General features: G+C 39.1%; 18 protein-coding genes. 17 read left to right on the forward strand and 1 reads right to left on the reverse strand.

All coding sequences use genetic code 11. From position 1 onward, the window contains the following. The first annotated feature begins 3 nt into the window (after positions 1–3). From F0527_RS14230 to F0527_RS14275, 10 genes are all read left to right on the forward strand, one after another. Positions 4–879 (forward strand): branched-chain amino acid ABC transporter permease, encoded by an 876-nt coding sequence (locus tag F0527_RS14230; RefSeq protein ID WP_066791013.1) that lies wholly within the window; start codon positions 4–6, stop codon positions 877–879. Positions 880–891: 12 nt separating this feature from the next. Further along, entirely contained in the window at positions 892–1,839 is a 948-nt protein-coding gene (locus tag F0527_RS14235) for a branched-chain amino acid ABC transporter permease (protein WP_147197451.1), read from the forward strand. Next, complete coding sequence (locus tag F0527_RS14240; protein WP_150285370.1) at positions 1,832–2,608, forward strand: ABC transporter ATP-binding protein; 777 nt, start codon at positions 1,832–1,834, stop codon at positions 2,606–2,608. The genes F0527_RS14235 and F0527_RS14240 overlap by 8 nt, the downstream gene beginning before the upstream one ends. Further along, positions 2,609–3,316: an ABC transporter ATP-binding protein gene (locus tag F0527_RS14245; protein WP_066791005.1), complete on the forward strand. Its 708-nt coding sequence runs from the start codon at positions 2,609–2,611 to the stop codon at positions 3,314–3,316. A 200-nt stretch (positions 3,317–3,516) separates the two neighbouring features. Then, positions 3,517–7,827, forward strand: a complete 4,311-nt coding sequence (locus F0527_RS14250; protein ID WP_150285371.1) for a metallophosphoesterase — start codon at positions 3,517–3,519, stop codon at positions 7,825–7,827. 227 nt (positions 7,828–8,054) lie between these two features. Continuing rightward, positions 8,055–9,572 (forward strand): acetaldehyde dehydrogenase ExaC, encoded by a 1,518-nt coding sequence (exaC, locus tag F0527_RS14255; RefSeq protein WP_150285372.1) that lies wholly within the window; start codon positions 8,055–8,057, stop codon positions 9,570–9,572. A gap of 18 nt (positions 9,573–9,590) precedes the next feature. After that, entirely contained in the window at positions 9,591–9,920 is a 330-nt protein-coding gene (locus F0527_RS14260) for a DUF779 domain-containing protein (RefSeq protein WP_150285373.1), read from the forward strand. 163 nt (positions 9,921–10,083) lie between these two features. Next, positions 10,084–11,511, forward strand: a complete 1,428-nt coding sequence (locus F0527_RS14265) for an aldehyde dehydrogenase family protein (protein WP_150285374.1) — start codon at positions 10,084–10,086, stop codon at positions 11,509–11,511. Between the two features lie 99 nt (positions 11,512–11,610). Beyond that, positions 11,611–12,102 carry an acyl-CoA thioesterase gene (locus tag F0527_RS14270; protein ID WP_066790997.1) on the forward strand — a complete coding sequence of 164 codons (492 nt, stop codon included), beginning with the start codon at positions 11,611–11,613 and terminating at the stop codon, positions 12,100–12,102. 133 nt (positions 12,103–12,235) lie between these two features. Then, the gene (locus tag F0527_RS14275) at positions 12,236–12,427 is read left to right on the forward strand and encodes a hypothetical protein (RefSeq protein ID WP_066790995.1); all 192 of its coding nucleotides are present in this window, start codon (positions 12,236–12,238) and stop codon (positions 12,425–12,427) included. A gap of 89 nt (positions 12,428–12,516) precedes the next feature. Here the strand turns inward: F0527_RS14275 and corA are convergent, their stop codons facing one another. Continuing rightward, a complete protein-coding gene (corA, locus tag F0527_RS14280) occupies positions 12,517–13,476 on the reverse strand; it encodes a magnesium/cobalt transporter CorA (RefSeq protein WP_066790992.1) in 960 nt (319 codons plus the stop codon). A gap of 175 nt (positions 13,477–13,651) precedes the next feature. On the opposite strand from corA, the gene F0527_RS14285 reads away from it, so the two are divergent. The 7 genes from F0527_RS14285 to F0527_RS14315 all read left to right on the forward strand — a co-directional run bounded on the left by F0527_RS14285 (position 13,652) and on the right by F0527_RS14315 (position 21,632). After that, positions 13,652–13,969 (forward strand): magnetosome magnetite crystal formation protein family, encoded by a 318-nt coding sequence (locus F0527_RS14285; protein ID WP_147197440.1) that lies wholly within the window; start codon positions 13,652–13,654, stop codon positions 13,967–13,969. 168 nt (positions 13,970–14,137) lie between these two features. After that, on the forward strand, positions 14,138–14,632 hold the full coding sequence (locus tag F0527_RS14290; RefSeq protein WP_066790988.1) for a CtsR family transcriptional regulator: 495 nt from the start codon (positions 14,138–14,140) through the stop codon (positions 14,630–14,632). Then, positions 14,622–15,188 (forward strand): UvrB/UvrC motif-containing protein, encoded by a 567-nt coding sequence (locus tag F0527_RS14295; RefSeq protein WP_066790986.1) that lies wholly within the window; start codon positions 14,622–14,624, stop codon positions 15,186–15,188. The genes F0527_RS14290 and F0527_RS14295 overlap by 11 nt, the downstream gene beginning before the upstream one ends. Further along, entirely contained in the window at positions 15,178–16,248 is a 1,071-nt protein-coding gene (gene mcsB, locus F0527_RS14300) for a protein-arginine kinase McsB (RefSeq protein ID WP_150285375.1), read from the forward strand. Before F0527_RS14295 ends, mcsB begins: the two co-directional genes overlap by 11 nt. Positions 16,249–16,275: 27 nt before the next feature. Next, on the forward strand, positions 16,276–18,714 hold the full coding sequence (locus F0527_RS14305) for an ATP-dependent Clp protease ATP-binding subunit (protein WP_150285376.1): 2,439 nt from the start codon (positions 16,276–16,278) through the stop codon (positions 18,712–18,714). A 117-nt stretch (positions 18,715–18,831) separates the two neighbouring features. Then, on the forward strand, positions 18,832–20,208 hold the full coding sequence (radA, locus tag F0527_RS14310; RefSeq protein ID WP_147197434.1) for a DNA repair protein RadA: 1,377 nt from the start codon (positions 18,832–18,834) through the stop codon (positions 20,206–20,208). 308 nt (positions 20,209–20,516) lie between these two features. After that, positions 20,517–21,632 (forward strand): PIN/TRAM domain-containing protein, encoded by a 1,116-nt coding sequence (locus F0527_RS14315; RefSeq protein WP_150285377.1) that lies wholly within the window; start codon positions 20,517–20,519, stop codon positions 21,630–21,632. Positions 21,633–21,665 lie beyond the last annotated feature (33 nt).

Consider the following 21,665-nt stretch of genomic DNA (forward strand, 5'->3'; position numbering starts at 1 on the left):
TATATGGAATGGCTGCAACAATTAATCAACGGAATTTCACTCGGCAGTATTTACGCCTTGATTGCACTAGGTTATACAATGGTTTACGGCATTATCAAATTAATTAATTTTGCGCACGGTGATGTGTTTATGATTGGCGCATTTATAGGTTTTTTTGCAATATCAAGATGGGATTTGGGTTTCTTTCCGGCTCTCCTTCTAGCGATGGTGGTCTGCGCTTTATTGGGCGTGTTCATCGAGCGGGTAGCGTATAAACGTTTGCGCAATGCTACGCGTATTGCTGCATTGATCACAGCGATTGGAGTGTCGCTATTAATTGAATATACAACCATTTTCTTTAGAGGGGCACAACCGGAGGCATATCCTAATGTCGTTTCTTCTAAAACATTTCAATTTTTAGGTGCACAAATTAGTATGCAGTCAATCATGATTCTATCAGTATCTATCGTACTAATGCTAATCCTTCAATTTATCGTACATAAAACAAAGATTGGCAAGGCTATGCGTGCAGTATCTCATGATGTAGAGGCAGCACGGTTGATGGGGATTAATGTGGATAATACGATTTCCGTAACGTTTGCGATAGGGTCAGCCTTAGCTGGAGCGGCAGGAGTTATATTCGGTGTGTATTATACAAAAATTGATCCATTAATGGGGATCATTCCAGGAGTTAAAGCATTCGTTGCAGCTGTATTAGGAGGAATAGGAATTATTCCAGGAGCAGTGGCTGGCGGAATGGTGCTTGGCGTAGTTGAAACAGTTGTTAGTGCGCTCGGTTTCTCTTCTTGGCGGGATGCGGCAGCGTTTATTATTCTAATTCTCATATTAATCTTTAGGCCATCGGGTATTTTTGGCAAGAACACCCGAGAGAAAGTGTAGGTGAGCGTGCATATGAAAAAGTCTAAAATCTTTTGGATTTACATTGCAGTGGCGCTTGTGGTCTATGCCATTGTTGAGCTATTGATTGTCAATGGCCAACTTGATATGTATTATTCCAATCTATTTATTACCATTGCTATTAATATCATACTAGCTGTGAGTTTACATTTAGTCATTGGCATTACTGGCCAATTTTCGATTGGACATGCGGGATTCTTAGCTGTTGGGGCTTATATTTCAGCTATTTTTACTACCAACCTAGGCTTTCCATTCCCTGTTGCTCTAATCATTGGTGCAATTGTTGCAGCTGTAGCAGGACTTATTGTTGGGATACCGACATTGCGCTTAAAGGGAGACTATTTGGCAATTGCCACACTAGGATTTGCTGAGATTATACGAATTATTTTCTTGAATATTGATTATGTCGGTGGCGCTGCAGGGATGCAGGTTGATTATTTGACGACTTGGACATACGCGTTTTTCGGCGTCCTAATTACTATTATTGTAATTGCAAACTTTACGAATTCAAGACATGGTAGAGCATGTATCGCCGTACGAGAAGATGAAATTGCAGCAGATGCAATGGGGATTAATACAACGTATTACAAGGTATTGGCATTTGCAATCGGTTCATTCTTTGCTGGACTTGCAGGTGGGCTATTTGCACACAACTTCTTCATCATACAACCATCACAATTTGGGTTCTTAAAATCCTTTGATATTTTAATTTATGTTGTTTTGGGTGGGCTGGGAAGTTTATCTGGTGCTGTCATTGCCGCTATTTTATTGACAGTTATTTCTTTATACTTACAAGACTTCCCTGAAACTCGAATGATTATTTATAGCTTAGTCCTCATTATTGTTATGTTATATCGACCATCAGGCTTAATGGGAACTAAAGAAATAACGGACTTCTTTAAATTCAACAAAAAAGCAAAAGGAGGAAAAGTCAATGAGTGACCTTCTTTTGAAAGTAGAAAATGTAGGTATTCAGTTTGGTGGTTTAAAAGCAGTATCCGGATTAAATATGGAAATGCATGCAGGCGAATTAATTGGGTTAATCGGACCGAATGGCGCTGGGAAAACAACAAGTTTCAATATGCTGACAGGTGTTTATAAACCTACTGAAGGCACCATTATTTTTAATGGAAAGAAAACAAATAATATGTCGCCTCACCAAGTAACAAAAAGCGGTGTCAGTAGGACGTTTCAAAATATTCGACTCTTCAAGGATTTAACGGTATTAGACAATGTAAAAGTAGCCAATCACTCTTTGGCACACCATTCTGTCATCAGTTCCATTTTTCGTTTGCCAAATTATTTTTCGGGTGAAACAAAAATGGAACAAGAATCTATAGAATTTTTAAAGATTTTTGGGCTCGATCCCTACATGAATGAATTGGCTAAAAACTTGCCGTATGGTATGCAAAGGCGGTTAGAAATCGCCCGTGCACTAGCAGCTAAACCTAAGCTTTTGCTTTTAGATGAACCAGCTGCAGGTATGAACCCACAGGAGACGCAAGATCTAATGGGTTTAATTGCTCTTATACGGGAAAAGTTTGACCTAACCATTTTGCTGATCGAGCATGATATGGGATTGGTGATGGGGATTTGTGAGCGCATCTATGTACTGGATCATGGCCAACTAATAGCTGAGGGCAAACCGGAAGAAATCAGGAACAACAAGAAAGTCATTGAAGCGTATCTTGGCGAGGAGGTTACGGAGTAGATGCTAACAATTAATGAGATTAATGTATTCTATGGGAATATCCAAGCATTAAAAGGCGTCTCCTTAGAGGTTAATGAAGGAGAGATTGTGACATTAATCGGCGCAAATGGCGCCGGGAAAAGTACACTCTTAAAAACGGTCTCTGGCCTTTTAAAACCAAAGCAAGGAACCATTGAGTTCCAAGGTAAAACAATTGCTGGTAAAGCAGCTCAAACTATCGTGAAAGCTGGAATATCTCACGTACCTGAAGGTAGGCGAGTTTTTTCAAACATGTCAGTGGAAGAAAATTTGGATTTGGGTGCTTATTTACGTAAGGATCATAAAGCCGTAGCAGAAGATAAAGAAAGGATCTTTAAAATCTTTCCAATCTTATTGGAGAGGCGAAAACAGCTATCCGGGACACTATCAGGTGGAGAGCAGCAAATGCTAGCGATGGGGCGAGCAATTATGGCACGTCCAAAACTACTTCTATTAGATGAACCATCCATGGGATTAGCTCCCTTAATGGTAAAAACAATTTTTCATACCATTGAAGAAATACGTAAAGAGGGAACGACCATTTTGTTAGTCGAACAAAATGCACATATGGCTTTATCAATAGCAGACCGTGCATATGTAATAGAAACGGGTCACGTAGTATTATCTGGACTAGCAAAAGATTTACAAGAGGCAGAACAAGTAAAAGCTGCTTACTTAGGTGGATTATAGTATCTGATTATACCTCATTATATGGGATAAATTTTTATAGGCTGCGCAATCTATCAATGTAGATTGTGCAGTTTTTTATTTTTTATTGTTAAAAAGACTCATCTTTTTCCTGATACTAGTAGATAAATCTGGGTGTATTGTTATAATAGGCATGGGAAAATTATTTTTTATATCCAAAAATTACAAAGGGGTTAGACAAAATGATGAAAAAGAAGTTAGCTATGTTCCTTGCCTCCATACTTTTTCTTTCAGCAAGCATAGCAAACTTACATGTAACGACAGCCCATGCAGCTGAAAATGACACTTCAATACTTAACGCACCTTCATTGTTCATGACAGAGGTAGTTCCTAAAAATGCTGAATCAGAAGGAACAAATGCTTATCAATTTGTGGAGATTTACAATAATGCCGATAAAAATATTTCCTTAAATGATTACAAGCTCCGCTACCGCTATCTTGAAAATTTGAAAAAGGAAGATGACGTTTTGACTCCTGAAACTGAGGACATCACGATTCCAACAGGAGGTTCGATTGTCTACTGGATTGTACAAGATAATACGAAAACTGTGGCAGACTTTAATCGTTATTACGATGTGAATCTAATTGAAAATGAAACAATCGTCAAGGTAACTGCTACGAAACCTTTGGAGGTTAATGGTGTTCAAGGTCTTGCACTGGCAACAAACACAGGGGAAGATGTGGCAATTGCCTACTATAATGAAGTACCTGGAGTAATAGATACTGTAGCAGACAAAGGAATACTCTATACATATTCAGGAACGCCAAAGGACAAGATGTTGAAAAAGTATAGCAGTAGAACCTATGATGCCACGCCTGGCTATGTATCGCCAGAGCAAATACCATCTGAAAAAGTGGTTATTCCAAAAGATGAACAAAAGCCAGAAATCCAAGACGTTTCTACGCCTGAGGTGAACGTCGAACAAAATGATTTGTTATTCTCTTTTAACCTATATGATAATATTTCAATTAAAACAGCTCGCTTGTACTACAAGACCAATGATGAAGAGTCATTTAAAGCCATTGACCTTACTAAAAAGAGCGGCAGTAGCCTCTATAAATATACAATTCCCTCTACAGACCTGATTGGGAAGGAATATGTAGAGTATTACTTAAGCGTATCTGATGGAACAAATACACAAGAGATTGAGAAGAAAAAAGTAGAGGTAATGCAAGAAAGAATACCTCAAGGACTATCACTCAATATCCAGAATGATACTGTTCTCTCGAAAAATATATTGGTAAAAGCCTTTAATACAGAAAAAAATTCAAAATCTTCTTTATTGATTGATCAAGAGGATGTAACAGGAAAAACAAAAGAGGCCTTGGAAAGCAAGGCGTACTTAGTCATGGATGTTAATAAAATTGATCGTTATTTTGAAAATGGTGTGACGATTGGTAAGGATGTCCTGCAAATATTCCATGACAAAATCACCTCGTATAAAACACTTATTGTTCCTGTGGACCCCAAGTATTTTACAAAAGGGAAGAAGCGAGCATTTGCTATTCGGTCCGGAACAAAGGTATCGCCTTTTGATGAAAATTCAAAAGAAAATCGTGATGACTTTGTTGTCAAACATATGCGATTAATATTAAGTGACGGAACAGTTCTCTACGATCCTAAATATGCAGATTCGGAAAAGGAATGGAAAGTTGGTGATAGCAAAGGGTCAAAGTCCATTCTAAAAATAAGCTTTGCTGTACCGGACGAACAGTTTTCAGCAAGCTCCTTTAAATGGAATACAAAGAGTGCAAAAGAGGGAACCCATACCATTATGGCAAAGAGCGGGAAGAAAACAGTCAAATCCACTGTCTTTGTTGATAATACGCCGCCCGTGATTGTTCCATCTATCCAAAAGAATAAGCTTTATAAAGGCAAATTCACCATTAACGCTGAATTAAAGGATGACTATGCAGGCGTCCAAAAAGTAGTGGCAAAGCTAGATGATAATGAGATTGCTTTGCCGTTTAATACTTTTTCAGCAGCGTTAACACCAGGTAGCCATACTTTACGAATTGAAGCAACGGACCAAGCTGGGAATCGCTCAGTGAAAACTACAACGTTCCAGGTAGTGGAAGAACAACCTTATCTACCTCAGTTAATGATACCCTATGAAAAATCAGTCGATGTTCCTCTAGCACCGAAGTTGAAGGTTACTGTCGGTGACCCAACTGGAGACGATTTGCATGTTTCATTTAAAAAAGCGTATCAATATAATGCAAATCAAGATGAACATATAAGAGCATATGAAAATAAGACAGATAATGAACCACCGAAGGATCTCATATCAAATGGGGAAAAGCCTATAGAAAATGTTGATTCGATAGCTACCTCAGACAAAAAATACGTAACGACAACAGGAACGGACAAATACCCGTACCACCGCTTTGAAGTATCTTTGGATAACAAAGTGGACCTTGCAAAAGACGAGGTTGAAATAAACTGGGAGGGTAAATCTGTTATTGGTCGAAGAGTATCACTCTATGTGTGGAATTTTGACAAACAAAAATGGCAGGTGCAAGAATGGAAAATTGCCAACGATAATAAAAACTTTAAGCTGAATGCTGTCATTTCAGGAACTGCATTTGCACGTGACCACAAAGTGCAAGTATTGGTTCAAGATGAAGTAGCTCAGACGAATCAATTTAATTATTCCTTTGTTTGGATGACGGATACTCAATATTATGCGAAAAGCTATCCGCAAATCTATAAAGAAATGACAAAGTGGATTGTGAATCAGCAAGATGAAATGAAGATTAAATATGTATTTCATACAGGAGACATAATTGATATGCAATCAAAGAAAAGCCAATGGGTCAACGCAGACGCTGCAATGAAAACATTGGATGATGCAAATGTTCCGTATGGCGTGCTGGCAGGCAATCATGATGTCAACCACATTGATTTTAACTACAATACATTCTATAAATATTTTGGTGAAAAACGTTTTATCAACAAAGATTATTACGGTGAGTCTTATGATAATAATCGTGGTCATTATGATTTAATCAGTGAACAAGGCAATGATTTCCTTATGCTTTATATGGGATGGGGAACTGATGAAGAGAGTATAGAGTGGATGAATAAAGTACTACAGAAATATCCAGATCGTAAAGCTATACTCAATTTCCATGAGTACCTACAACCGTCAGGCGATAGAAGTTTCCTGGGAAATACTCTCTTTGAAAAAGTAGTAGAAAAGAATCCAAATGTCATTCTTGTTTTATCAGGTCATTTCTTTGGAAGTGAAACACGAGTAGATGAGATTGATGACAACAGTGATGGCCACCCTGATCGTAAAGTATATCAAATGCTAACTGATTATTCCGGTGGTCCTGAAGGTGGACAAGGGTTTATGCGCATTCTCCAAGTAAATCCTATCGAGAATAAAATTTATGTGAAAACCTATTCTCCATATTTAAATAAATATAATTTTTATAATGCGGATGACTATCCAGGCAAAGATGAATTTGTTATTGAAACAGATTTAACGCCAAAAGAGAAAGTAGTAGCAACCGATTCATTTAATGTAAATGTCTATACGAATACCAAAATTGGCGCAACTCAAAATGTAAAAAACAATGAAGCTGCTAAAGTAGTATGGAAGGACCTCGAGAACAATACACAATACTACTGGTATACAGACGTAACAGATGATTACCAAGGAAAAGTCCGCTCGCCAATCTGGACTTTCAAAACGGTTGAAACGGGCGATGGATTAAAAGATTACGCAGTATCTATTAAAGATGCAAATGGCACTGTTTTATCTCAACAAACAATACGAGATGATGAAGCATTAGAGGTACCTAAAAAAGCAGGCTATACTTTTGCAGGATGGTATACAGATAATTCATATAAAAAAGAGTTTGATTTTGATACGATGTTAAAAACTGAGACAGTGGTTTTTGCAAAGTTTATCAAGAACCCTGAAAAACCAGCTAAGCTTTCTGTATCAGGCAAAATCTATAATCAAATTACTGTAAGCTGGAAGGGATCGACAGATGTAGAAGGCTACATCATTTATCGCGCTGTAGAGAAATCAGGCAAATATGAAAAAATAGCTACCCTAAAAAACAGTAAAGTAACAACATATATAGATAAAAAAGTTTCGCTGGGGAATACGTATTTCTATAAAATGCGTTCTTACAAGAATGTGGAAAATATAAAATTATATAGTTCTTACACAGACATAAAATCAGGAAGTCCTATATTGGCAAAGCCTACAAATCTGAAGGCCAAGGAAGTATCGGAGGACAAGCTTCTTTTCTCATGGAAGCCTGTAAGCGGAGCTCTAGGCTACGAAATTTATAAAGCACCACGCAAAGGATTAAACTATAAAAAACTGATGGCAATCAAAGGTTCTAAAGTGAGTGCTGCTAGTAGAAACATAAAGAACGGCAAAAATTTAGATTATAAAATTAGGGCATACCAAACGGTCAAAGGCCACAAAATATACAGTGAGTTCTCAACCGTTACCAGGTCATCGAAGTAACTGATAAAGAAGACATATACACGTGTTGTATTTGTCTTCTTTTTATATGCATATTTTTATATCTAGGCCATATATATGAAATGTTGGATCTATCTTAATCGAAAATATTTTTGAATATAGTTTAAAAAACTTGAATATTAAGATAGTTTCAGACATCATTATATATGAAAGCGCTATCTATTTAATAGGATAGTAGTATTCGCTCAAACATAAGGGGGAGATCGGACATGATTTATGCAAAACCAAATGCTGAAGGTGCTGTCGTTCAATTTAAAGCTCAATATGATAACTTTATCGGGGGCGAATGGGTAGAACCTGTTAAAGGCCAATATTTTGACAACATATCACCAGTGGATGGCCAAGTATTCACAAAAGTAGCTCGTTCCACTGCAGATGATATTGAACTAGCTTTAGATGCAGCACATAGTGCAAAAAGCGAATGGGGCAAGACTTCTACTGCTGAACGTGCCCGTATTTTAAATAAAATTGCAGATAGAATTGAAGACAATATAGAGCTATTGGCTGTAGCAGAAACTTGGGATAACGGTAAAGCTGTCCGTGAAACATTGAATGCGGATATTCCGCTGGCTGCAGACCATTTCCGTTATTTCGCCAGTGCTATTCGTGCACAAGAAGGACGTACGACTCAACTAGACAATGATACTGTAGCCTATCATTTCCAAGAACCACTTGGCGTCGTTGGGCAAATCATTCCTTGGAATTTCCCGATACTAATGGCTGTCTGGAAATTGGCTCCTGCACTTGCTGCGGGTAACTGTGTTGTATTAAAACCAGCAGAACAAACGCCTGCATCTATTATGGTGCTAATGGAATTAATTCAAGATCTACTTCCTGCTGGTGTGGTGAATGTAGTTAACGGTTATGGCGTAGAAGTAGGCAAACCACTTGCTACAAACCCTCGCATTGCTAAAATTGCTTTCACGGGTTCTACTGCAGTAGGTCGCCAAGTAATGCAATATGCAACCGAAAACATTATTCCTGTTACCCTTGAGCTTGGTGGTAAATCGCCAAATATCTTCTTTGAAGATGTCATGGAACATGATGATGATTTTTTAGATAAAGCAATTGAAGGTTTTGTAATGTTTGCTTTTAACTCTGGAGAGGTTTGTACATGCCCATCCCGTGCATTAGTGCAAGAATCCATTTACGATCAATTCATCGAACGAGCAATGGCGAGAATTGAATCAATTAAGATTGGCAATCCGCTTGATACCGAAGTAATGATGGGGGCACAAGCATCAAACGAGCAGCAGCAAAAAATTCTATCATACTTAAAATTAGGCAAAGAGGAAGGGGCAGAATGCTTAATCGGTGGTGAGCACAATCAAATAGATGGTTTTGAGGACGGGTATTATATAAAACCAACTGTATTCAAAGGCCATAATAAAATGCGTATTTTCCAGGAAGAAATATTTGGCCCAGTCCTTGGTGTCACTACGTTTAAAGACTTTGATGAAGCTATCGAAATTGCGAATGACACTGTATATGGTTTAGGTGCAGGTGTATGGTCTCGTTCAGGTGATACCGCTTATCGTGCAGGACGCGCTATTGAAGCTGGTCGTGTATGGACAAATACGTATCACCAATATCCAGCGGGTGCAGCGTTTGGCGGTTATAAGCAATCAGGCATTGGCCGTGAAAACCACGCAATGATGTTAGAACATTATCAACAAACGAAGAATTTACTTGTCAGCTATAATCGTAAGCCACAAGGTTTCTTCTAGAATAGTCGTGGATCCTAGATGACAGAATGTGTACAAGCGACAGATAAAGCTCTTGAGTTTATCAACTATATGAAATCGTTGCATGGTCCGATTTTAATTTTTCAATCTAGTGGGTGCTGTGATGGCTCTGCACCTATGTGCTATAAAGAAGAGGATTTTCGAGTAGGTGAACAGGATCTACTTCTTGGTAAAGTGGGCGATGTGCCATTTTATATACACAAAAGCCACTATGAGTATATGAAGAATACCCAGCTGATCTTAGATGTGAAGCCTGGCAGAGGCGCTTCGTTTTCGCTGGATAGTATTGAAAAAGAACATTTCGTAATTGAATCAAGAGTTTTTGAATAGGATTGACGAGAAAAGTGTACAATTTAATATAAGCACAAAACTCCAGGCTATGATAGCTGGAGTTTTTTTAGTTTGGGAAATGCTAGGCATCTATTTAGGATATGAAAAAGTAATCATGTTAGTATGGAATAAGAGGGGTATAACTTTAACGGAGGTGTCTTCTGTGAAGGAAACAAAATTATGGATTAATGGAGAATGGGTTAGCACAGCTGAAAGCTATGAATTAACCGCTCCTTATAATGGGGAGCATATTTCAAATATAGCGAAAGCCACCGTGAATGATGTAGAACGAAGCATTGAAGGTGCACATCAAGCCTTTCTTCAATTTAAATCATCAACAGCTTATGAAAGAGCTGAAATTTTATATCGAGTGGCAGAGTTAATGAAAGAGCGCAAGCAAGATCTAGCTGAAATAGCAGCGAGAGAAGCAGGAAAGCCTATCACCGCTGCCCTTACTGAAATTGATCGTACCATTACAACGTACCAATTTGCAGCCGAGGCAGCTAAAGGATTAAGTGGTGAAACGCTTCCGATGGATGCTGCACCGGGTGGAAAAGATCGGATTGGCTGGACAAAACGCGTACCTTTAGGTGTTATATCAGCCATTACACCATTTAACTTTCCTTTTAACTTAGTGGCACATAAATTAGGTCCTGCATTTGCTGTGGGTAACGCAGTTGTTTTAAAGCCTGCTGGACAAACACCTTTAAGCAGCCTTGTAATGGCTGGAATCTTTAAAGATGCAGGTTTACCAGATGGGATGCTTCAAATCGTTACTGGAAGTGGAAGTGAGTTAAGCGATACGCTTGTTACACATCCGCTCGTCAAAAAGGTTACGTTTACAGGCAGCAGTCCTGTTGGATTGAAGATTAAAGAAAAAGTAGGATTGCGAAAGGTAACGCTTGAATTGGGTTCTAATGCAGGCTTGATTGTAGAACCAAGTGTGCCAATCGATAAAATTATAGATCGCTGTGTAAGTGGCGCATTTGGTTACGCAGGACAAGTATGTATTTCACTACAGCGTATTTATGTCCATCAATCGATTTATGACCAATTTTTAAATGCCTTTGTTACAGCTACAGAAAAATTGGTAGTAGGCGATCCTTTGGACGAAAAAACAGATGTAAGTGCAATGATTAATCCAAAAGAAGTTACACGCATTATGCAATGGATTGAAGAGGCGAAAGAGCAAGGTGCAACCGTTGCTACAGGCGGAACCTTCACAGAGCGTACCTTAACACCAACTGTCATGGCCAATGTTCAGCCTGATATGAAGGTAGCATGCCAGGAAACATTTGCTCCGATTGTATCCATTGTTCCATATGACACATTCGATGAAGCGATTAATTTAGTAAACCAATCAGATTTAGGTTTAAATGCAGGGATCTTTACAAATAATTTAGAAGATGCCATGAGAGCAGCAGAGGAATTAGAAGCCGGGGCAGTCATCATTAATGATGTTCCAACATTCCGTATAGATAATATGCCATATGGTGGAGTGAAGAATAGCGGATATGGACGCGAAGGCATTAAATATGCAGTGAACGAAATGACTGATTTGAAGTTTATTACGATTAAGACTAAACTGTAGTATGTTTGGAGAAGTCGATGCAAGTACAGAGAAATGACTTGTTGAACAAGGGCTTCCCTTTAAAATTATGTGTTAAAAGATACGTGAGGAGTGTATACGATGCTAGAAGCAGTGCCAATGGGCAGTTCAAGAACAATACAAACAAGATTGGTTTTACCGCCCGATACCAACCATATGAGCACAATTTTTGGTGGGAAGGTGTTGGCGTATATTGATGAGATCGCAGCGATTACGTCCATGAAGCATGCAAAAATGCAAACAGTAACAGCATCTTTCGACTCAGTGGACTTTTATTCGCCAGTCCGTTCAGGAGAAGTCCTAGAACTAGAGGCGATTGTTAGTTCTACTGGACGCACATCGATGGAGTTATATATCGTGGTGCATTCTACTAATATCGACACAGGTGTAAAAAAACTAACGACAGAATCTTTCGTTACTATGGTAGCAGTAGATACCAATGGTGCACCTCAGGAAGTAGCGCCCGTTTTCCCAGAAACAGAACAAGAAAAGAAATTATTCGAATCAGGCTCGATACGCCGGAAGATTCGTAAAGAAAAGCGCGAAATGCCAAGCAAGTTCTTTACCTTATAATAATCGGTATATTATACAAATAGGCGGTTGCTGTAACTTATAACAGCAACCGCCTATTATCGTTTCTTTATCTATTCGAGCTAGGTAGAACATGCTACAATAAAGAAAAAATCACAAGAATAGGATGTACAGCATGGATACAAAAAGAGGAATGAAATATGCACTGCCATTAGCAATGGTAGTAGCGGTCTCATCGTTAATGCTTCTAAATGCTAACTATACAGAAGTGCCAATGAGCCACAGAATCTATATTACAATCGGTGCAACCATCGTCACTTATCTCCTGTCTTTTGTCCTTTTTGGTTTAAAGGATACTCCTAAATAAATCCCATATTAATGAGATTAATAGAAACCAACTTTAAATGGAATAGCCTGCAAAGTATAGAGAACTTTGCAGCTGTTCTATTTTCGTTTTTACGGTCTATAATCAAACCATCCCTTCAACTTAAACCAGATGGCCATCGAAAAGGCAATGCCAAACATAATGAATAAGATAATAAAGTAACCATAATGCCAATTGAGCTCAGGCATGTTTTTAAAATTCATTCCATAGACACCCGCAATAAATGTCAGCGGTATGAATATGGAAGAAATAATAGTCAAAATCATCATAATGCCATTCATCCGGCTCGAGTTTATCGACATATGGCTATCTCGCATGTCTGCTGTCAGTTCCCGATTCGATTCCACCATTTCTGTTAGCTTAATCAAATGGTCGTGGATATCCATAAAGTAAGCCCGTTCCTGGTCATTCAAGCGGAAGCGATAGGAATTTAAAATTCGATAAAGTAAATCGCGCATTGGCAAAACGATACGACGAATATGAAGCAAATCGCTCCTTAGATCAAATACATATTTCATTGATTTTGTCGTACTCTTAAAACCAATTTCATCATCTATCTCATTCAAATGATCTTCGATATCATATACTAACGGAAAGTAACCATCAACAATTTTATCAAGTACTTGATAGGCAATATACAGGGATCCGCGCTCCCAGGAAGCTGGCATTTCTTCAATTCGTTCTCTCACGATGGCAAACTCGGGGGCAGGTGAGTGATGATAGGTGACAATAAAGTCTGGCGCTACAAATAAATTGACCTCCTCCCCTTCAAATGTTTCTTTATTTATTTTATGAGCGACAAGAAAATGGTACCCCTCATAATAATCCAGTTTAGGCCGTTGTAGTCTCATTAAACAATCCTCGATGGCTAAGGGGTGGAAATGAAAAAAGCTGCTAAGTAATCTATTTTCTTCTGTGGTAGGCGATTCAAAATCGACCCAATACCATATAAACTTGCCGGTTTTAATCTCTTCGAGCGAAAAATCAGCTAAGAGTTGTTGATCATTAGTGATACCAAGCGTCCGAATCATCTCAAACCCTCATTTCAACAATATTCGTATATTTATCCTCTCACAAATATGTAAACAATGCCAGAAAGGAGAAACCCCTCATATAAGAGAGGGTATAAAAAAGTGAAACTATATTTAATGTAATACGTAAATTAAGTTAAGAAAAAATAGATATTGAAAGTGAGTGAATAACAAGATGGAGAATAAAGGGTTAAAAGTTATTTTGCATGCGAGCGCTTTTTTTGCCCCATGTTTAGTCCCGATTCTTATTTTTGTGTTTATTAGAGATGAAGAGATAAAACGTTTATCAATTCAAGCGCTGCTGTTCCAATTCGTTATGTGGCTGCTCGTTACAGTTGGAGGCATCCTGACCTTCACTATAATTCTTGCGATTATTGGCATTCCGATGATAATTATTTTCGGGATTATGGGCGTTATTATACCTATTATCGGCATAATTAGAGCACTTCAGGGAACACATTGGGAATATCCGATTGTTGGAAAGTGGATTTAATACAAAAACTTATGAACATACTGCATATAGCAGTATGTTTTTTGTGTATATTAGGAGAATGAATAACGATTTTCCAGGTTAAGCAAAATATTTGCATCATTTTTTGATGGAACATATAATAAAGTCAAAGTTAGTCAAAGTCAGTGAAGCGAGTGAGGTGGAATAAAAATGCGGAATATCTCAGACATTATTGAAGGGTATTTAAAAGAGATTATTGAATTAGGTGGTAAAGGTCATATTGAAATCAAACGAAGTGAAATTGCAGACAAATTTCAATGTGTACCTTCCCAAATCAATTATGTCATCAATACAAGGTTTACAGCCGAGCGAGGGTATATCGTTGAAAGTAAGCGAGGCGGGGGTGGCTATATACGGATTTTACGTGTTAGAGCAAGCTCAGGGACCGAGTTAATTGAAGAGATTATGCATCAAATTGGTGATTCTATCACACAGTCGTCTGCACAGGACTTTATTTTTCGGTTAATTGATGAAGATGTAATAACGCAAAGAGAAGCAAGGATGATGATAGCGGCACTAGACCGTTCAGTATTGTCCCTCCATTTACCCTTACGCGATGAACTACGAGCGCGTATTATGAGGGCGATGTTACTAGCGGTGAAATACGACCAGCAAATGCAAAGAGGTGTTAAAGATGATATGTGAAAATTGTAAACAGCGGCCTGCTACAATTACAGTCACACAGATGAAAAACGGCAATAAGATAACAAGGCACTTTTGTGATGTATGCAATAAGCAGCTAGATCACTTTCACGTGAATCTTGAACCTGGTGATAGTTCCAATGCCATGCAAAAACTATTTTCAAATTTATTCGGAACGCCAAGCTGGTCAGTACAGGATGTGCCTATCAAGAAACCACAAAGTAAAGTGCAAAATGAAAGCTGTCCACAATGCGGCATGACATATAGACAATTTCTCGAAGAAGGGAAATTCAATTGTCCAACGTGTTATGAGACGTTTAAAGATTTTTTGCCACAGGTATTAAAACGGCTTCATAATGGCGCTACAGAACATATAGGCAAGGTTCCTGGATCAATTAATGAGAGCTATCAGACAAAACGCCAAATTGAAGCGCTGCGACAAGATATGAAAACAGCAGTGGAAGAGGAACGTTTTGAAGACGCCGCGGAAATTCGAGATGAGGTTAAATTGCTTGAAAACAAATTGAATGGAGGAGGTGAGAAGAGAGATGAACATTGACCACTTTCTGCAAAGCAAACCTCCTATATGGATGAGAGGTGATAGTACATTTGGCGATATCGTCATGAGTACAAGGATTCGCCTAGCTAGAAATATAAATGGTTTTCGGTTTCCACGGGCTTTTTCAGAAGATGAAGCGTTGCAAATTGACAAAATGGTTTCAAATGCATTGATTGATGGAGACCAGAAATTTGATATGCCATTCTCTTATTTCTCACTTCATGATATGCCCGCTCTTAAGCGTCAGGTTTTGGTAGAGAAGCATTTAATTAGCCCGCAATTAGCAAATAAAACAAAAACAGGCTCTATCTTAGTGTCGGATGATGAAACAATTAGCATCATGGTAAATGAAGAAGACCATATCCGCATACAAAGCTTACAACCAGGCCTGCAATTGGATATGGCTTATCAGCTGGCTGATGAAGTGGACCGACTTTTAGAAAGAAAGCTATCATATGCATTCGATGATTCATTTGGCTACCTTACAAGCTGTCCAACAAACACAGGTACAGGGCTTCGGGCATCAGTGATGATGCATTTACCTGCCCTAACTGCGACTAACCAAATGGGAACGCTGATGAATACAATGGCTCGTTTAGGGATGGTTGTAAGAGGAATATACGGAGAAGGTACCGAAGCTCTCGGGAATTATTATCAAATTTCTAACCAAATCACCCTTGGTAAGCCAGAAGAAGATATTATTTTGGATCTACAAAGTGTAGCCGAGCAAATTATTCAAAAAGAAATCGGTGCCCGTAGAGCTTTGCTAGAACACGCATCCATTGCGGTTTCAGATCGTTTAAATCGATCATTAGGTGTGTTGAAATATGCAAGGATTTTATCTAGTGAAGAAGCGGCTAATTGTTTATCAAATGTCCGGTTGGGTATAGATTTGGGATTAATTCCAACATATCCGGATAGAGTTTTGAATGAATGTATGTTGATTATGCAGCCTGGTTTCTTGCAGCAGCTTGCTGGTACAACGCTCCAGGCGAACGAAAGAGATGTATTTCGAGCAACAATTATTCGAGAAAAATTAAACAATACGACGGTTAAATAATATAACAGTAAAAAGGAGAGGATCTTCATGATGTACAATCGATTTACACAGCGCGCTCAAAAAGTTCTGCAATTAGCACAGGAAGAGGCAATTCGTATGAAACACGAAGCCATTGGCACAGAACATATTTTGCTTGGCCTCATACGTGAAGGAGGCGGCATAGCGGCAAAAGCGCTTGAAGCAATCAACGTGAGTACAGAAATGATTGAAGAAGGTATTGAAGAATTGGTTGGTGTCGGCACTAAAAATGTAGGCCCGATAGTACACTATACACCACGTGCTAAAAAGGTCATTGAATTATCAGTCGATGAATCTCGCAAACTGGGCCATTCATACATTGGTACAGAACATTTATTGCTTGCGTTAATTCGAGAAGGCGAAGGTGTAGCAGCTCGTGTGTTAAATAATGCGGGTGTCAGTCTAAACAAAGCCCGTCAGCAAGTACTACAACTGCTTGGAAGTAATGATCATCCACAAGCAAGCAATAATAGTGCGCCGACAGCTAATACACCTACGCTCGATGGCTTAGCAAGAGACCTTACTCAAATAGCACGAGAAGGCAGCTTGGATCCTGTTATTGGACGCAGCAAAGAAATTACACGCGTAATTGAAGTGCTGTCTCGCCGTACTAAAAACAACCCTGTATTAATCGGGGAGCCAGGTGTCGGTAAAACAGCGATTGCAGAAGGTCTTGCACAACAAATCGTGAACAATGAAGTGCCTGAAACATTGCGCGATAAACGTGTTATGACACTTGATATGGGAACGGTCGTAGCAGGTACAAAATACCGTGGTGAATTTGAAGATCGTTTGAAAAAAGTAATGGATGAAATTCGCCAAGCAGGAAACGTTATCCTATTTATCGATGAGTTGCACACATTGATTGGTGCTGGTGGAGCAGAAGGAGCAATTGATGCTTCAAATATCTTGAAACCATCACTTGCTCGAGGAGAATTGCAATGTATTGGTGCTACAACATTAGATGAATACCGCAAGTACATTGAAAAAGATGCAGCGCTCGAACGTCGCTTCCAACCAATACAAGTCGATGAACCATCAGTGGATGAAGCTATTCAAATTATTAATGGGCTGCGCGACCGTTATGAAGCTCACCACCGTGTCAAAATTACAGATGAAGCTATTGAAGCGGCTGCTAAAATGTCAGACCGTTACATTTCAGACCGTTTCTTGCCCGACAAAGCAATTGACTTAATCGATGAAGCAGGATCTAAAGTCCGGTTGCGTTCATTTACAACACCACCAGATTTAAAAGAGTTAGAACAAGAGCTAGACTCACTTCATTCTGAAAAAATGGCTGCAGTCCAATCTCAAGAATTTGAAAAAGCTGCGTCCTTACGTGATTCTGAACAAAAGCTTAAAGATAAATTGAACAGCACGAAAAAAGAATGGAAAGAAGCGCAAGGTAAATCAGAATCTAAAGTAACGGTGAATGATATTGCGGAAGTTGTGTCCATGTGGACGGGTGTCCCAGTCTCTAAACTAGCGCAAGCTGAATCAGAGAAGCTGTTGAACTTAGAGGATGAGTTGCATAAACGAGTAGTAGGCCAAAGCGAAGCAGTTGAAGCTATTTCGAGAGCGATTCGCCGTGCTCGTGCAGGATTAAAAGATCCAAAACGTCCAATCGGTTCCTTTATATTCTTAGGCCCAACAGGTGTTGGTAAAACAGAACTTGCCCGGGCTTTAGCTGAAGTAATGTTCGGTGATGAAGATGCCATGATCCGTGTAGATATGTCCGAATACATGGAAAAACATTCGACTTCTCGACTTGTTGGATCGCCTCCAGGGTATGTCGGTTTTGAGGAAGGTGGTCAGCTGACAGAGAAAGTACGCCGCAAACCATATTCTGTTATTTTGCTTGATGAAATTGAGAAAGCTCACCCGGATGTTTTCAATATCCTCTTACAAGTGTTGGACGATGGCCGTTTAACGGATTCTAAAGGCCGTGTAGTGGACTTCCGTAATACGGTGGTTATAATGACATCCAATGTAGGTGCAGAGGCCTTAAAATACCGCAAATCACTTGGTTTTGGTGCTCAAAGTGCATCACAAAGCCAAGAAAATGCAAAAAGTGTCATGATGGAAGAATTGAAAAAAGCATTCCGTCCAGAGTTCTTAAACCGTATCGACGAAATGATTGTCTTCCACTCATTAGAAAAAGAAGATTTGCGCAAAATTGTAAACCTAATGGTAAACCAATTAACAAAACGCCTGCATGAGCAAGATATTACGCTCGATCTTACAACGGAAGCAATCGACAAAATTGCAGAAGAAGGATACGATCCGCAATACGGTGCCCGCCCATTGCGCAGAGCTATCCAAAAAAATATAGAAGACCGCCTATCAGAAGAAATCTTAAAAGGCACTGTCTTAACTGGACAACGCGTTGAATTTGATGTAAAAGATGGAGAATTTGTCGTGAATGTCAAAGAATTAGCAACAAAATAGTGAACTTTATGTCAACATATTGAAAAATAATATGCAACAGTGAGGCGTTCCAAATGCGAAATTTGGGACGCCTTGTTTTATAATAAGAGTAAGACTAAAAATGGCAGGAGATATAAAATGGCCAAAAAGAAGACAAAGTTTTTTTGTAATGCATGTGGATATGAATCGCCAAAATGGCTAGGTAGATGTCCTGGTTGCGGTGATTGGAATACAATGGTGGAAGAAGTAGAAGTAGTATCCAAGGGGCCAAGAGGGGCTTTTCAGCATTCCTCGTCTGTAACGCAAAAAGCTACGCCATTAATTGCAGTTGAAACAGAAGATGCACCAAGGATTGAAACGGAACTAAACGAACTGAATCGCGTCCTAGGAGGTGGGATTGTCCCAGGCTCACTTGTCCTAATTGGTGGGGATCCGGGGATTGGAAAATCCACACTTTTGCTGCAAGTTTCAGCGATTCTTTCAAATAAAGGGCATCGTGTCCTCTATATTTCCGGAGAAGAATCTATTCGCCAAACGAAGCTAAGAGCTGAAAGACTAGGCGTAAAATCCGAAGAGCTTTACATTTATTCAGAAACAAATCTTGAATTTCTAAATCAAACGATTGAAGAAGTGAACCCCAAGTTTGTTATTGTGGACTCCATTCAAACGGTGTACCATCCGAATGTAACAAGCGCACCGGGAAGTGTCTCGCAGGTTAGAGAATGTACTGCTGAATTTATGCGTATAGCGAAAACGAAGAATATTGCGATTTTCTTAGTTGGACATGTGACGAAGGAAGGGCAAATTGCAGGGCCAAGGATACTAGAACATATGGTGGATACAGTCCTTTACTTTGAAGGAGAACGCCACCACACTTATCGAATTCTACGGAGCCAAAAAAATAGATTTGGTTCTACTAATGAAATTGCTATATTTGAGATGCTCCAAAATGGTTTGAAGGAAGTATTAAATCCTTCAGAATTGTTTCTGCAGGAACGTTCGCAGGGTGCTCCAGGCTCCACTGTTGTGGCATCGATGGAAGGTACTCGGCCTATCTTAGTGGAAGTACAAGCTCTCGTGACGCCTTCAAGTTTCAATTATCCAAAGCGAATGGCAACAGGAGTAGATCAGAACCGAATATCCTTATTGATGGCAGTATTAGAAAAAAGGATGGGCATGCTTTTACAGGCACAGGATGCTTATATCAAAGTAGCAGGTGGGGTTAAGCTAGATGAGCCTGCTATTGATTTAGCGGTTCTTGTAAGCATTGTTTCAAGCTTTAGAGATACAGCTGCTAAACCAATGGATTGTTATATCGGAGAAGTAGGTTTAACAGGTGAAGTGCGAAGAGTGTCACGGATTGAACAAAGAATTCAGGAAGCAGCCAAACTAGGGTTCAAACGCGCGATTGTCCCTGCATCCAACTTGGGTGGCTTTGAGTATCCTGATACCATTGAAGTAGTCGGGGTAGATACAGTTAATCAAGCACTAAAATTAAGTTTTGATAAGGCATAAGATGTTTTTTGTGTAATGCCTGGTTATTTATATATTTATCGGGGGAATTATAAGGAGTCGGAATAGAAGGCACTATAAAGGTTAGCTGAGAAGTGAGCTCCTGAATAACAGCATATTAAGAGTTTCACATCATCTTAGAAAACCTTCGCAGCTATTCCGCTTCACCTCGTTGCACTTGCTAAATGAATGCTTTTTCATGTTCTGTGTCAAGATTAGTCCATCTTTGTCATAGGGTGTAAGAAAGAGGTTTCACAAGACGCATCAAAGGTAAACTATGTATAATTAAAATAAAAAAAGGAGGTGCCTGAATGTTAAAGGGAATAATCCAAATTGCGTTTCTTTTTATTGGAGGGACTGTGGGTTTATTTGTCTTACCGCTATTATACCAAATCATTCATCTATCAGATAACCCGTGGTTGAATAATCCGTATACATCAGTGGCTGTAGGAGCCATCTTGTTATTTGCTTTCTCATTTTGGGTTTCAGATTACTTTGTAAAATTTATTCGGTGGATGGAAGATAAATTATTAAAAGCACCGGTAGGAGATTTGTTGTTCGGGACATTAGGTTTAATTATTGGGTTGATACTTGCTTACCTAATTGGCTTTTCTATTGATAACATCAAAATTCCTTTAATTACTACGATTGTGCCTATCTTATCTGTCCTATTGTCCATTGTTCTCGGCTATCTCGGATTCCAGGTCGGTTTTAAAAAGAGAGATGAGCTAATCCATGTATTTACAGCTGGGAAAGCTCAATCATCGAATGCTTCAAAGAAAAAGGCAATGGGAGAAGATGTAGAACTCGACGATGCAAAGTATAAGCTTTTAGATACTAGTGTCATAATTGATGGCCGGATTGCTGATATCTCAGAAACAGGCTTTATAGAGGGAACGTTCGTTGTACCTCAATTCGTCTTAACTGAGCTTCAGCATATAGCGGACTCATCTGATACGCTGAAGAGGACCAGAGGGCGCCGTGGGCTTGATATCTTGAAAAAATTGCAAGATGAAAGAGCCACACAAGTTTTGATCACTGAAGTAGACTTTGAAGATGTGCAAGAGGTTGATTTAAAATTAGTCCGTTTAGCGAAAAAAATGGGCGGTCAGATTTTAACAAATGACTTTAATTTAAATAAAGTATGCGATCTTCATAATGTGAAAGTATTAAATATTAATGATTTAGCAAATGCAGTCAAACCAGTGGTCATTCCTGGGGAAGAAATGAATGTGCTGGTGATTAAAGACGGTAAAGAGCATAATCAAGGTGTTGCATATTTAGATGACGGCACGATGATTGTGGTTGAAGAAGGAAAATCATATATCGGCCAAGCAATTGTTGTTACCGTGACAAGCGTACTGCAAACATCAGCAGGGCGTATGATTTTTGCTAAGCCAAAATACAATGGCAAAAGTGCAGGCTAGTAGGCACTTGCCGTAACAAAATGCAGAGAGGCA

The organism is Rummeliibacillus sp. TYF-LIM-RU47 (assembly GCF_008638315.1).
Taxonomy (GTDB): Bacteria; Bacillota; Bacilli; order Bacillales_A; family Planococcaceae; genus Rummeliibacillus; species Rummeliibacillus stabekisii.